Origin of the sequence: Dyella sp. (assembly GCF_035503745.1) — a bacterium.
Classification (GTDB): domain Bacteria; phylum Pseudomonadota; class Gammaproteobacteria; order Xanthomonadales; family Rhodanobacteraceae; genus Dyella_B.
Genome location: NZ_DATJTC010000001.1, coordinates 1 through 13,628, shown reverse-complemented (window position 1 = coordinate 13,628; position 13,628 = coordinate 1). Strand labels below are relative to the sequence as shown.

15 protein-coding genes are annotated in these 13,628 nt (G+C 64.1%); 4 read left to right on the top strand and 11 right to left on the bottom strand.

Features of this window, described 5'->3' with window-relative positions:
- Positions 1-62: 62 nt before the first annotated feature.
- The 8 genes from argC to VME63_RS00040 all read right to left on the bottom strand — a co-directional run bounded on the left by argC (position 63) and on the right by VME63_RS00040 (position 7,647).
- Positions 63-1,016, bottom strand: coding sequence for an N-acetyl-gamma-glutamyl-phosphate reductase (gene argC / locus VME63_RS00075; protein ID WP_325428970.1), 954 nt, complete (start codon positions 1,014-1,016; stop codon positions 63-65).
- A 6-nt stretch (positions 1,017-1,022) separates the two neighbouring features.
- Entirely contained in the window at positions 1,023-2,288 is a 1,266-nt protein-coding gene (locus tag VME63_RS00070) for an acetylglutamate kinase (protein ID WP_325429033.1), read from the bottom strand.
- Between the two features lie 37 nt (positions 2,289-2,325).
- The gene (locus tag VME63_RS00065; protein WP_325428968.1) at positions 2,326-3,426 is read right to left on the bottom strand and encodes an acetylornithine deacetylase; all 1,101 of its coding nucleotides are present in this window, start codon (positions 3,424-3,426) and stop codon (positions 2,326-2,328) included.
- Positions 3,423-4,619, bottom strand: a complete 1,197-nt coding sequence (locus VME63_RS00060; RefSeq protein WP_325429031.1) for an argininosuccinate synthase — start codon at positions 4,617-4,619, stop codon at positions 3,423-3,425. Before VME63_RS00060 ends, VME63_RS00065 begins: the two co-directional genes overlap by 4 nt.
- 36 nt (positions 4,620-4,655) lie before the next feature.
- Positions 4,656-5,132, bottom strand: a complete 477-nt coding sequence (locus VME63_RS00055) for an OsmC family protein (RefSeq protein WP_325428966.1) — start codon at positions 5,130-5,132, stop codon at positions 4,656-4,658.
- Positions 5,122-5,754 (bottom strand): FMN-binding negative transcriptional regulator, encoded by a 633-nt coding sequence (locus VME63_RS00050; RefSeq protein ID WP_325428964.1) that lies wholly within the window; start codon positions 5,752-5,754, stop codon positions 5,122-5,124. The genes VME63_RS00055 and VME63_RS00050 overlap by 11 nt, the downstream gene beginning before the upstream one ends.
- Positions 5,755-5,769: 15 nt before the next feature.
- Positions 5,770-6,777 (bottom strand): N-acetylornithine carbamoyltransferase, encoded by a 1,008-nt coding sequence (locus tag VME63_RS00045; protein WP_325428962.1) that lies wholly within the window; start codon positions 6,775-6,777, stop codon positions 5,770-5,772.
- A gap of 309 nt (positions 6,778-7,086) precedes the next feature.
- Complete coding sequence (locus VME63_RS00040; RefSeq protein WP_325429029.1) at positions 7,087-7,647, bottom strand: glycine zipper 2TM domain-containing protein; 561 nt, start codon at positions 7,645-7,647, stop codon at positions 7,087-7,089.
- A 489-nt stretch (positions 7,648-8,136) separates the two neighbouring features.
- Between VME63_RS00040 and cysS the strand changes: the two genes are divergently transcribed.
- Positions 8,137-9,513 (top strand): cysteine--tRNA ligase, encoded by a 1,377-nt coding sequence (gene cysS / locus VME63_RS00035; RefSeq protein ID WP_325429027.1) that lies wholly within the window; start codon positions 8,137-8,139, stop codon positions 9,511-9,513.
- A 49-nt stretch (positions 9,514-9,562) separates the two neighbouring features.
- Positions 9,563-9,994: a SufE family protein gene (locus VME63_RS00030; RefSeq protein WP_325428960.1), complete on the top strand. Its 432-nt coding sequence runs from the start codon at positions 9,563-9,565 to the stop codon at positions 9,992-9,994.
- 80 nt (positions 9,995-10,074) lie between these two features.
- On the opposite strand, the gene dksA is transcribed toward VME63_RS00030, so the two are convergent.
- Positions 10,075-11,100, bottom strand: coding sequence for an RNA polymerase-binding protein DksA (gene dksA, locus VME63_RS00025; RefSeq protein WP_325428958.1), 1,026 nt, complete (start codon positions 11,098-11,100; stop codon positions 10,075-10,077).
- A 129-nt stretch (positions 11,101-11,229) separates the two neighbouring features.
- Here dksA and yidD point away from each other — a divergent pair, with 129 nt between their 5' ends.
- Together yidD and VME63_RS00015 are read left to right on the top strand one after the other, a co-directional pair.
- On the top strand, positions 11,230-11,490 hold the full coding sequence (yidD, locus tag VME63_RS00020) for a membrane protein insertion efficiency factor YidD (RefSeq protein ID WP_325428956.1): 261 nt from the start codon (positions 11,230-11,232) through the stop codon (positions 11,488-11,490).
- A complete protein-coding gene (locus tag VME63_RS00015; protein WP_325428954.1) occupies positions 11,480-12,817 on the top strand; it encodes a dihydroorotase in 1,338 nt (445 codons plus the stop codon). The genes yidD and VME63_RS00015 overlap by 11 nt, the downstream gene beginning before the upstream one ends.
- A 43-nt stretch (positions 12,818-12,860) precedes the next feature.
- On the opposite strand, the gene VME63_RS00010 is transcribed toward VME63_RS00015, so the two are convergent.
- Together VME63_RS00010 and VME63_RS00005 are read right to left on the bottom strand one after the other, a co-directional pair.
- A complete protein-coding gene (locus VME63_RS00010) occupies positions 12,861-13,313 on the bottom strand; it encodes a YbaY family lipoprotein (protein ID WP_325428952.1) in 453 nt (150 codons plus the stop codon).
- A 21-nt stretch (positions 13,314-13,334) separates the two neighbouring features.
- The coding region (locus tag VME63_RS00005; protein ID WP_325428950.1) for a GTP cyclohydrolase, FolE2/MptA family at positions 13,335-13,628 on the bottom strand (294 nt) is incomplete at its 5' end.

Here is a 13,628-nt window from a genome sequence, read left to right as displayed (position 1 = left end):
TGACGGCGTTACCCCACCCCGGCCCTCCCCTGCCGCACGCAGGGGAGAGGGTAGGTTTGCGCTTACATAGGTATGGAGGTGTATTCGTCCACGCCGATGGCCCTGTTGATGTTCTGCATCGCCTGCGTCGCGGCGCCCTTGAGCAGGTTGTCCAGCGTGGCGACGATCACCACGCGCTTGCCATCGTCGGACATCGCAAAGCCGCCGACTTCGGCATGGTGCTTGCCGGCGATGCGACTGACCCACGGCGCGTCGTCCAGCACACGGACCAGTTTTTCATCGCCGTAGGCTCGCTCGAAATACGCTTTTACCGCGTCGCGTTTCAGCGCGCGCGACAGATAAAGATTGGTGGTAACCGTAAGGCCGCGAAAATGCGGTGCGACGTGCGGCATGAATTCCACCGGGATACCGAGATGCCGACTGGCCTCTTTTTCGTGCGTGTGGCCGGTCAGCGAGTACGGCATCAGGTTATCGCGCAATGTCTCGGGATTGTTCTTGTCTGAGGGCGTGGTACCCGCGCCCGAATAACCGGAGACACCGAAGCATACCGGCGGCGCGGCGAGCAGTTCCTTCAGCGGCGCAATGGAAAGTTGGATCGCCGTCGCGTAACAGCCCGGATTGCTGATGCGCTTCTCGCCGCGCCAAGTGTTGCGCGTCAATTCCGGCAAGCCGTAGTGCCACTTGCCGTCGAAGCGGTAGTCGGCCGATAGATCCACGATCACCGGGTCCTTGCCCGCCGCATCGAACGCCTCGACGCATGCCGCAGCCTTGCCATTGGGCAGCGCCAGCACGACGACGTCGGCGTCCAGTCCGGGCAAATCCTCATGCGCCGGCGAGCTGTAACGCAGATCGCCCTGGTACTGGGCCACATGCGTGTCGACGCGCTGGCCATCCAGCTCGCGCGAGGACACATACGCCAGTTCCAGCGTCGGGTGCGCGGACACCAGACGAATGAGCTCCGCACCCGTATGGCCACGTGCGCCGACTATGCCGATGCGTTTTTTCGAAATAGCCATGTCTGCTCAATCCACCAGGGTCGGTTGACGCACGGCGCAGTGCGCGACGCAGCGTGCGATCGTGTCGAAATCGTCCAGGCCGTACCAGAACACTTTCCAGCGCTCCTGCTTGTAGCAACCGTCGGATTCGGCGTAATAGAAATGATTGATCTGATTGCCATGGCGCGAGCGCCAGAACAGGCGTGGATTTTCCTCGCGCATCACCAGCCACACTGCGCGGCCCAGACCCTCGCCCTGCGCGTCGTCGAGCACGGCGAATTTGTCCAGGTAAACCAAACCTTCTTCCTGCGTGAGGATCATCGCGGCGCGATAGTTTTCGCTCACGTAGATGCGATAGGGCTTGGTGCGCTCGAAATAGTCATCCACCACCTTGCGGCCAAAACTGGACTCGATCAAGCTGCGCATGCGCACCAGATCGATGCCGTCCCAGCTTTCGAAGCGGAACACCTTCTCGCCGCGCCGTACCAGCGTGCCCGAGCCCTTGTGCGTAAACAGTTCCTTGGCCAGTTCCGACGGGCGCGTGATCGACACCGACGAGGTCAGCGGCAGGCTCTGCAGCAGATCGGCGATCTGTTCGATCTTTACGCGCATGCCGCCGTTGATCCACGGTTGCTGCATCAAGTGATCGAACTCGGTACTGAGGTTGATCGAATCGATCACCTGCCCCTTGTCGTCCAGCAAGCCGCCGGTACCGGTAAGAAACACGATCTTGTAAGGCTGCAGCACACGCACCAGATCGTTGGCGGCAAAGTCGGCGTTGATGTTGAGGAACTGGCCCTCGTCGGTTTCGCCGAGGCTGGCGATCACCGGAATCGAGCCCGCGCGCAGGCTTGCTTCGATCGGCGCGAGGTTGATGCTGTCGACCTTGCCGACCATGCCGTAGACGTCCCTGTCCAGGAAGCTGGACATGAACACGCCGGACGGCACGGATGTTGCGCGCGTATCCATCGCCTGCAACGCTTCGACCAGGCGCAGGTTCTGCTGCTGGAAGACGCGGCGCACGATGCCCAAAGCCTTGGACGAGGTGACGCGCAACCCGTTCACGGTCTGCTTGGTGATGCCCGCCGCCTGCAGCTCTTCGTCCAACTGAGGCCCCGCGCCGTGCAGCACGATCGGCGTCAGGCCGACCTGTTGCAGGAAGGTGAGTGAAGAAGTCAGGTCGTTCAACTCATCGCGCAACACCGCCCCGCCGACTTTGACGACGGCGAAACGCTTGGCGTCCAACTGCGAAAAACGCTTGAGGTATTGCTGGATTTCCTTGGCGCTGCCCATCGCCGAAAGCAGGCGCACGATGGTTTGGCGGGTGTTCTTATGCGATTCCACGGTTCACGATCTCGTAGAGGGTGTCGACATAGGTTTGCAATTGGTCCAACGCGACCCATTCGTCGGCGGTATGCGCTTGGGCGATGTCACCAGGGCCGTAGACGAAGGAGATATGGCCGCCGGCCGAAAACAACGCCGCCTCGGTCCAGAAATTCACCGCGTTGCCCACGGGGATGCCCAGTTCGTCGGCAATGTCGCGCGCGGCAAGGCGGCGCGCCTCCGCCGTGGCGTTATCGCCGGCGGGAAGCGACATGCCGCGGAAAAGCTCGGCGTACGTTGCAGGCTGCGGGTCGACCAAGGTGCGGAAGGTCTCCAGCAGATGATCCGGATCCATGCTCGGCAACGGACGGAAGCCGAAACGTACATCCGCCGTCGGCGCGATCATGTTGGCCTTGATGCCGCCTTCGACACGCCCGACGTTGAAGCGCAGGCCGGTAAGGCCGCCGAAGCGTTCGTGCGACTGCCGCTCCACGTAGTCGAGCGCCGCCGCGCCCCAACGAATCGCCTGGTGCAAGGCGCTGTCGCTAGGCCGCAGCTCACCCGATGCGTGGCCGGCCTGCCCGGCGAAACTCATCTGCACCGAATGGATGCCCCGATGCGCCAGCACCGCTTCGCAGCGGGTCGGTTCGGCGACGATCACCGCATCGTACGCATGGCCTTGGGCCAGGAAGGCCGCGATGCAGCGCGGGTCGTTGGCTTCTTCGTCGGTGGAGAACAGCAGCGCCAGGTCGCCCAGGCTGGCGTTCGCCACCGCGACCAGTGCGGCGGCCGCCCCCTTGATGTCGCACGCACCCAGGCCGATCGCGCGATCGCCCTCGATTTTCAGCACGTGCGGATCGCAGGTCCAATGCGGCGAATCGGGCACCGTATCCAGATGCACGTTGAACAGGTACTTGGGCGTACCGCGCACGGCATACAGCGTCACCGCGCCGGCACCGTGATCGGTGACCTTCACGGTGAAACCGGGCAGTTGCTCGCGCAAGTAGTCGAAGATGTCGCCGGTGCCGATGTTGCGCGGCGGGTTGCGCGTGTCGTAGCCGACCAGCGCCTTGAGGTGCTTCAAGGTGGCATCCAGCAGTGCACTCATCCTCGGTTGACCTCGGCCCACAGGGTGCTGCTCATGCCCAACAGCTTGATGAAGCCTTCCGCTTCGGCCACGCCCCAATCGGCGGACTGGGCGTAGGTTGCGCCCTTGGCGTTGAGGATGTGCCTGGACTCCACCGCTACCGCATTGACGAGGCCGCCGGTCGTTTCCAGCGTCACCTCGCCGTTGACCTGCGATTGGCTGGAGGCAAGGAAAGCTTCAAGATCGGTCTTGAGCGGATCGTGGAAGAAACCTTCATAGACCAGTTCCACCCACTTGCGCGCCACGTCGGGCTTGAAGCGATTCTGGTGCTTGGTGAGCACGGCCTCTTCCAGCGCGCGGTGCGCGACCAGCAGCGCGGTCAGGCCCGGCGCTTCGAAAATGATGCGGCCCTTGAGGCCGATGGTGGTATCGCCGGTGTAGATGCCGCGGCCCACGCCGTATTGCGCCAGCAGGCCGTTGAGCTTGGCAAGCATGGCATGGCCGGGCATCTTCTCGCCGTCCAGCGCCACCGCTTCGCCGTTGACGAAGCCAATCTTAAGGCGCAGCGGTTTGGACGGCCATTCAGCGCGCGGCTTGCACCAGCCGACGGCACCCTCGCCCGGTGTCTGCCAGCGATCGATCTCACCGCCGGACATGGTCACGCCCAGCAGGTTTTCGTTGATGGTGTAGGCCTTCTGCTTGGCGCGTACGCCGAAACCCAGCTTTTCCAGGTATTTCTGTTCGTAGGCGCGCACTTCGGTGTGTTCTTTCTGGATTTCGCGTATCGGCGCGACGATCTCGTAGTCGCCCTGCGCCTTGACCGCCAGATCGAAACGCACCTGGTCGTTGCCCATGCCGGTGCAGCCATGCGCGATAGCCTTGGTGCCCAGTTCCGCGCAACGCTTGAGCGCGGCATCGACGATCAGGTAGCGGTCCGACACCAGCAGCGGGTACTGCCCTTGATAACCCTCGCCCGCCCACACGAACGGCTTGACGAAACCGTTCCATATCGCCGGACCGCCATCGACGGTGACGTGGCTGGCCGCTTTCAACTCCTTGGCGCGCGCCTGGATATAGGCGCGCTCTTCATCATCGACGCCGCCGGTATCGGCGAACACGGTATGCACGGCCCAGCCGCGTTCCTGCAGGTAGGGGATACAGAAGCTGGTGTCCAGGCCGCCGGAAAAGGCGAGAACGATGTCTTTGCTCATGATGCGAAGTCCAGGAGATCTATCGGTAAAGGGAGGGGTTTACACAGCTTCGATGACAATGCGGGGTTCGCAGCGCACCGGAAAATTGACGGAGTTGGCGATAAAGCAGGCGTGGTGGGCATCTTCGTGCAAGCGGGCGGCGCGTTCGGCGTCGCCGCCCGCGGCGATGGTGACCAGCGGACGCAGCACGACCTCGGTGAATCGCCCGTCCTTGCCTCGCTCGGCCAAGGTACCCACGGCCGAATCGACGTACGCCGTAACGACGACACCGGCCTGCGCGGCCAGGTGCAGGTACCACAGCATGTGGCAGCTGGAGAGCGCGGCTACCAGCAAATCCTCGGGATTGTGCTTGGTTGCGTCGCCACGAAATGCCGCGTCCGACGAACCTGCGATGGCGGGCTTTCCGGCAACGCGCACCTCATGCTCGCGACCGTAGCCCTGATAGGTTCGGGTACCGTCGCCGCGGTTGCCGGTCCACACGACGCCGACCGGATACAGATGCTGCTTATCCGCCACGGCGGCGCTCCTCGGCTTGTTGCATCAGGTCCAACAACTCGCTGTCGCGTCGCCCGTTGCGTTCGCCCAGCCCCTTGCGAACGCCCGCGCGGTTTGCGTCGGGATGGTTCTGGCTGAGCTTGAACTTGCCCTCGATGCGCTCGATCGCGATCTCGATACCCACGATGTGCGTGAGCATGCTTTCTATGTGATCCTCCGGCGCATCGCCGACATGCCATGGCTTAGGCTGGTTCGCTTCGTGCGTGTCGGTGAGCCGTTCGAGCAATTGCCGCAGCCATGCCTTGTCGTTAACCACGCGCAGGCGCCCATGCACGTGGACGACGGCGTAGTTCCACGTCGGCACTTCGCGACCCGTTTCGTGCTTGCTCGGATACCAATTGGGGCTGATATAGCCGTCCGCCGCCTGGAACATCACCAATACCGGCGCACCATCGGCCTTGGCCAGCTCGTTGCCGCGTGCGACGTGGCCATGCAGAAGCGCATCACTGACCAGTTCGAACGGCAGATGGTTGGCGAGGAATCCCTTATCGCCATGCATCACCGCCGTGCCGAACGGATAGGCACGGATGAGCGCCTGCAAAACCTCCGGGCGCGTTTCATGGAACGACTTGGGCAAGTACATGCGTGTCCTTGGCGGTCAACGCTGCGCGATCAGCGACGCCATCACCGCCTTCTGCACGTGCAGGCGGTTTTCGGCTTCGTCGATGGCGATGCAGGCGGGCGAATCCATCACCGCATCGGTCGCCTTGATATTCCGGCGCAGCGGCAGGCAATGGCTGAAGACGCCGTTGTTGGTCAGCGCCATCTTCGCTTCGTCGACGATGAAGTGCTTGTGCGCATCGCGGATCGGCTTTTCGTTTTCCCATTTACCGAAGAACGGCAACGCACCCCAGCTCTTGGCGTAGACGACGTCGGCGCCGCGATAGGCCTCTTCGATGTTGTGGCTGACTTTGAGCGAGCCGCCGTTTTCGCGCGCGTTCTGTTCGCCGAAGGCCATGTAGCGCTCGTCCAGCACGTAGTCCGGGGTCGGACAAAGTAACGTGACGTCCATGCCCATCTTGGTGGCGATCAGCAGCGCCGAATTGGCCACGGCCGTGTTCAGCGGCTTGGGATGGTAGGTCCAGGTCAGCACATACTTGCGACCGGTGAGATCGCCGAAGCGTTCTTTCAGCGCCTGCGCATGTGCCAGTTCCTGGCAGGGATGCGTGATCGTCTCCATGTTGATCACCGGCACCGTGGCGTATTGCGCGAATGCCTTGATCACCGAGTCTTCGCGATCGATCGCCCAGTCCTGGAACTTCGGAAACGCGCGCACCGCGATCAGGTCCACGTAGCGGCTTAGCACGCGCGCCACTTCGGCGATGTGCTCCTCCGCCTCGCCGTCCATCACGACATTGGGGCGAAACTCGATCGGCCACGCGTCCTTGCCGGGCGAAAGCACGATGGCGTGTCCACCGAGATGGAAAGCGCCAAGCTCGAAACTGGTGCGCGTGCGCATCGAAGGATTGAAGAACAGCAGCGCCACCGACTTGCCGGCAAGCTGCTGGCCGCGCGGCGAGCGCTTGAATGCGGCGGCCTGCTCCAGCAGCGCATCGATCTCGGCGCGGCTGTAATCCTGGGTGGTGAGGAAATGGCGAAGCGTCATCGGTGACTCCAGTCCAAAAAAGCAAAAAACCCGGCGCAAGGGCCGGGTTTTGTCGTCGTATTACACATGCAACGTGGCGACAGCCTACCCGGCCGAATGTCGGTCCAGCGGTCGACGCGCACGCGAGGTCATGCCAGCAGCCATGCGGGCGCTGGTAAGAACAGTGGCGGTATAGACGGCTGCGGACATGGGTGTTCCGGGTGGCTGAACTTCAATCATGACCGGATTCCCGTTGCTACGCAACAAAAAATTAAAGGCGACCGCGCCGGAGCAGCGATCGCCTTCAGCAGGCCCACGACAGCGGGTTCGTCAGTCGGCCGGGGACACGCTGACGCGTACGCGCAGGCGTTCGCCCGGGTCGTAGCTCAGCCGCGACATGTAGACATCGCCGTGATAGCGGTATTCGACGTCGTAGCCGATGATCTGGCGCTGCTCGCTGACCTGGGTGCCGGGCTGGCAGACGGTCTGGTTGGAGACCGTGGTGCTGCCACCGCTGGCTACCGAGTTGCCGACCGCGCCACCGACCACCGCGCCGCCGACCGTGGCGGCGGTGTTGCCGCGGCCATGACCGATGGTGCTGCCGAGCACGCCGCCGACCACCGCACCCAGCACCGTGCCGATGCCCTTGTTGCTGGGCGTCTGCTGCACGACCTGCTGGTCATAGCACTGCTGCGTGGGCGTGGCCGTGCGCGCGACGCCGTAAACCGGATCCACGCGCAATACATCCGCCCAGGCGTAGTGGGCGTTGTCCGGGCCGGCTCCCGGCGGAGGGCCGCCGACACCCTGCGGCGGCGGGGGCGGATAACCGCCGTCCTGCGCGAACACTCCGGTCGAAACCAGGGCCAGTGCCAGCAGGGGAGCCAACAGCATCGTTCTATTCACAAAAGTCCTCCGAAATGGGGGGGCATCAAAAGCGCCACGTGCAGATAGGCAAATTCCAACAAATTCACGCTGAATCCACGCTTAGAACGAGCGTTGCGAAATGTAAGCGCCGCCGCACTTTTAAGGATTGTCGCAAATGGCCGCCTGCTGCCCTAGGGATGCTCTGATTAATGCTTCGCAAGCGGTGTTGCGCGGCGCCGGGAAGACTGGCCGTCTTGCCAAGCCGTGCGGCACGGCCCGCGGGCCTTCTGGACATCACTCCATCACGTCAATTCAGGATGCGCAGCCCGCTCTGTCTGTCCGCAGCCACAGGGCCATCGTCTTGACAGCCAGCCTGTCTGCCGGCGCCGATGGCCCTGTGGCCTGCGAACAGACAGAGCGGGCGACACCTGCGAAGCATTAGTCAGAGCCTCCCTAGCGCAGGACCTTGTTAAGATGGCCGGCCAGCCCGCACCGCCCACCCTGGACGCCAGCCCCATGCCGATCTCGCTCTACAACAGCCTCAGCCGCCGCATCGAGCCGTTTGCACCGCTCGATCCGAACCGGGTGACGGTGTATCTGTGCGGGCCGACGGTCTACAACTATGTGCACATCGGCAACGCGCGCGGGCCGGTGGTGTTCGACGTGCTGGTCAAGCTGCTGCGCCGGCACTATCCCAACGTGGTCTATGCACGCAACATCACCGACGTAGACGACAAGATCAACGCCGCCGCGCTGGAGCAAGGCGTGCCGATCGGCACCATCACCGGCCGCTTCAGCGAGGCATACCGGCAAGATATGGCAGGGTTGGGCATCGCCCCGCCCGACGTGGAGCCCTATGCCACCGCGCACATCGGCCAGATCGTGGCGATGATCCAGACGCTGATCGCCGCCGCAAACGCCTACGAAGCACAAGGACACGTGCTGTTCGACGTCGGCTCCTACCCCGCCTACGGCGCGTTGTCCGGGCGCGACACGGACGAGCTGATCGCCGGCGCCCGGGTCGAAGTGGCGCCGTACAAGAAGAATCCCACCGACTTTGTATTGTGGAAGCCCTCCACGCCGGAGCTGCCCGGATGGGACAGCCCGTGGGGGCGTGGCCGTCCGGGCTGGCACATCGAGTGCTCGGCGATGAGCGCGGCACATCTGGGCGAAACCATCGACATCCACGCCGGTGGCGTGGACCTGCAGTTCCCGCATCACGAGAACGAAATCGCCCAATCCACCTGCGCGCATGGCGGCAAGGTGTTCGCACGCTGGTGGCTGCACAACGGCATGCTGACCTTCGACGGGCGCAAGATGTCCAAGTCGCTGGGCAACGTGCTGCACGTGCACCAACTGCTGACCCAACACCCCCCCGAAGCGCTGCGCCTGCTGCTGTTGCGCGGTCACTACCGCCAGCCGCTGGATTGGTCCGATGCCGCCATGGCGCAAGCCATCGGCACCCTGGACGGCTGGTATCGCGTGCTGCGTGAACTGAACGACGTCGCCATCGACCCCGATCAGCCGCTGCCGGTGCCCGAGCGCCTGGAAGCGGCTCTCTGCGACGATCTCAATACCCCGCAAGCGCTGGCCGAACTGTCCGTGCTCGCCGACGCCGCGCGCCAGGCCCCCGGTGCCGGCACCAAGGCCGCGCTGCTGGGCGCGGGCGCCGTATTGGGGCTGCTGCAGGACGATCCGGAGGCCTGGTTCAAGCGGGCCGGGGGCCATGCCGTGGACGCCGGTCGGGTGGAAGCTCTGCTGGAAGAGCGCCGGACGGCCCGTGCGGCCCGCGATTTCGCGCGTGCCGACGCCATCCGGCATGAATTGACCGAGATGGGCGTGGTCATCGAGGACGGCGCCCAGGGTACGCGCTGGAGCGTGATCAAGCGTTGAGTACGCCGCGGTTCGGTTTCATAGCCGCAACCGCGCGATAATAGTCGCCATGAACACGATTGCCACCGCCAGCGCCGCCCAGGCCCAGCAGGATATTGCCGAAGAGTTCGCCTTCTTCGGCGACTGGTCCGAGCGCTACCAGTACCTGATCGATCTGGGCAAGCAATTGCCGCCCTTTCGCGAAGAATGGAAAACCGAGGAGCACCGCGTGCATGGCTGCCAGTCCATGGTGTGGCTGGTGCCCAGTGGCGATGCCTCGTACATGCATTTTGAGGCCACCAGCGACTCGGCCATCGTCTCGGGCCTGATCGCCCTGGCGTTGCGCGTGTATTCGGACCGGCCGGCCGCGGAGATCGTGGCGACAGAGCCTGCCTTCATCCAGGACATCGGCCTGGCCAAGCATTTGTCGCCGACGCGCTCCAACGGCCTGGCCGCGATGCTGGCGCGCATCAAGGCTTACGCCGCCGAGCAGCTGGGCTGAACAGCAGCCGGGCAGAAACGGCAAAGCCCCGCCTGGCGGCGAGGCTTTGCTCTCCACCTGCACATGTTTCGACGCGCCGTTCAGTCGCCCATCTGTTTCTGCAGATGTTCGCGGCGCTCCTGCGCGTCGAGCGACAAAGTGGCGATCGGGCGAGCGTCCAAGCGCTCCAGACCGATTTCCTCGTCGGTTTCCTCGCAGTAACCGTAACGGCCTTCCTCGATCCGGCGCAGGGCCTTGTCGATCTTGGAGATCAGTTTGCGGTAACGGTCACGGGTACGCAGTTCGAGCGAGTTTTCGGTCTCGCGCGTGGCGCGCTCGGCTTCATCGCCCACGTCACGGACTTCGTCGCGCAGGTTCTCCATGGTCTGGCGCGACTCCTCCACCAACTGCTCGCGCCAGTCGCGGAGCTTGTTGCGGAAGTACGCCAGGTGACGGGGATTCATGTACTCCTCGTCGTTGGAGGGGCGGTATCCCTGAGGCAGGTCGATGTTGACCGTGGTAGGCAGCGCATAACGGCCGTCTTCGCGGGTTACGCCATTGTCGAGAGTGGTAGCGGAACTATTCATTGAGGACTGCGGGGTCTTCTGTTTCTTGGTGGGGTTGTGGGTGGCGCTTGCCACGCGCGCCGTCGGTCCGACGGCGCTGGCTACCTTGCCGGCGACGGGGGGACGACTGGCCACCGGCTTGGGCGCCGGCTGCGCTGCGGGTGCCACGGCTTTGGGCACGGGCTTGACCGGAGCGGGAGCGGGTGCTGATTTGGCGGCTGGCTTCACGGTGGTCTTTTCTACGGCTTTCTTCACGGGCGCCGGCTTGGGCGGTGCGGCTTTCTTCGGCTCCGGCCTGGCCGACACATGCTTGACCGGCGCGGCCTTCTTCGGTTCCGGCTTGGCAATTTTCTTGGCGACAACCTTCTTGGCAGGCTCCTTCTTGGCCGGAGCCTTGACGGGCGCCTTTTTCACCGCGGCCTTCTTCTCGGGCGCGGATTTCTTCGCGGACTTGGCGACGGCAACCTTGGCCTTGCTGGCCTTGGCGTCGTGGCCCTTCCCCGCAGCCTTTCCATTGTGAGCTTTCTTGGCGGCGGTCGTATTACGCGTGGTTTTCGCCATTTACCTTCACCGTTTTGGCCGTGGCGGCCGGGTGTTATAGCCCAATATCCTTAACACCGGCAACCTTCCTTCTGGGATACTTGTGGCCTTGGGTCGGGTGCCACAAGCAGTATCGGCGATGTGAATGCCGTGAGTCGATTTATCCTTTTACTACTTCGCTTCTACAAGCGCTTCATCAGTCCCCTGCTCGGACAGCGTTGTCGCTTTTACCCCAGTTGCTCCGATTATGCACGGGTCGCAGTCTCCCGTTTCGGCCCCTGGCGTGGAAGTCTGCTGGCCGGATGGCGCATATTACGCTGCCAGCCGCTCTGTGCAGGAGGCAACGATCCAGTGCCCGAGCGCCTCCACTTTCCCCGCTGCCGCAACCATGGAGACCCGCATGTCCACTGATTGGCTGATCAAGAACGCCGAACTGGTCAACGAAGGGCGCCGCTTCCACGCCGACGTGCGCGTCAGGCACGGGCGCATCGAAACCATCGGCGAGGGTCTGGACACGCGTCCGGGCGAGCAGACGATCGACGCCTCCGGCTTGTGGCTGCTGCCCGGCATGATCGACGACCAGGTGCACTTTCGCGAACCGGGCCTGACGCACAAGGCCGACATCGCGCACGAATCGCGCGCCTGCGCGGCCGGCGGCATTACCAGCTTCATGGAAATGCCCAACACCCGGCCACCCGCGCTCGACCGCGACTCGCTGGAGGCCAAGTACAGCCGCGCGGCCGAAACCTCGGCGGTCAACTACGCCTTCTACCTGGGCGCCAGCAACGACAACCTGGAGGCAATCCGCGCGCTCGACCCCAAGGCGGCGCCGGGCATCAAGGTGTTCATGGGTGCCTCCACCGGCAACATGCTGGTGGACAACCCCCAGACCCTGGACGGCATCTTCCGCGAAGCACCCACGCCGATCATTACGCACTGCGAAGACACGCCGATGATCGATGCCCTGCACGCCAAGGCGCGCGAAAAATACGGCCAGGACATTCCCGCGCGCGAACATCCGCTGATCCGCTCGCGCGAGGCTTGCATCAAGTCGACCCGGCTGGCCATTTCGCTGGCGCAGAAGCACGGCACGCGCCTGCATGTGCTGCACATCTCCACCGCCGACGAACTGGCGCTGTTCCAGCCCGGCCCGATCACGGGCAAGCGGATCACCGCCGAAACCTGCGTGCATTTCCTGCATTTCGACGATGCCGATTACGAGCGGCTGGGCTTCTTGATCAAATGCAACCCCGCGATCAAGACCGCCGCGGACCGCCAGGCCATCACCAAGGCCGTGGCCGAAAGCCGCATCGACGTGCTCGCCACCGACCACGCGCCGCATCTGCTGGAAGAAAAAGCGCTCAAGTACGACCAGGCGCCGTCCGGCCTGCCGCTGGTGCAATACGCGCTGCAGGCCGCGCTGCAGCGCGTGCATGAAGGCACGTTGACGCTGGAGCGCGTGGTCGAAGCGGTATGCCATGCGCCGGCGCTGCTGTTCAACGTGCGCGAACGCGGCTTCCTGCGCGAAGGCTATGCCGCGGACCTGGTCCTGGTGGATCCGCGCAAGCCGCACACGGTGCGGCGCGAGGAAGTGCTCTCCAAATGCGGCTGGTCGCCCTTCGAAGGCTACACGTTCGATAGCTCGATCGCCGCCACTTTTGTCAACGGACAGCGCGTATGGGATGGCACGCGCATCGACGACAGCGTGCGCGGCCAGCGTTTGACCTTCGACCGGTAAGCCACACGCCGCACCGGCCTTCGAACGAAGCCGGTGCCGATGTTCAGTGCGCGGCGGCCAGTGCGATCCGCACGGGGCCGTTGTTGCCGGAGCGGCCCAGCACGCTGATGCGCGTGTCGTTGAAGGCGAGCAGCTGACCGTCCTGTTCGATATGTGCGGACACGGCAAAATCCACGCCGTCGCCCAGATCCTTGGGCTCGTAGCTCAGCACGAACGTCACCGGCGAGGCGCCCACCGGGGAGATGCGCTCTTTGGCGATGACGCGCGCTGGCGCATCCTGGCGGCTGACGTCGGACAACACCACCTCCAGGTATGCATTCGGCGGCAGCGGCTGCGCCAGGGAGTATTCCACTTCGCCGCTCAGCGATTTCATCAACACCTGTTGCTGGGGCACTTCCTGCTGCGGCGGCGCCTTGTTCTTGCCAAAGTGCGGGATCCAGCCGCACGCGGCAAGCGCGAGCACGGCAACAAGCCCTAAACCACGACGTATCTTCACGGCAATCCTCTCGACGATGGCTCAGCCGGCCTTGGGCCGGTCCGCGCCGTAGCCGCCGGGCACGCCCTTGCTCGCGTAGGCCACCGCGTCGTGGGGATGCAGGCTTTCCTGATGTTCCAGGCGCACGTGGAAATCGGCGATGCTGCCGTCGGCATCGAGCGCGCGCTGGATGCCGCGCGCGGCGTCCTCGCAGAACATCAGGTTGCTGCCGTTGGCCAGCGCGAAGGCCTGTTCGTCCTCGCGCTTCACCGCCGTCTGCACCGGCGTGCCCAGCGCCTGTTCCACGCGGTCGAGCAGGCCGATCAGGTTCAGCGG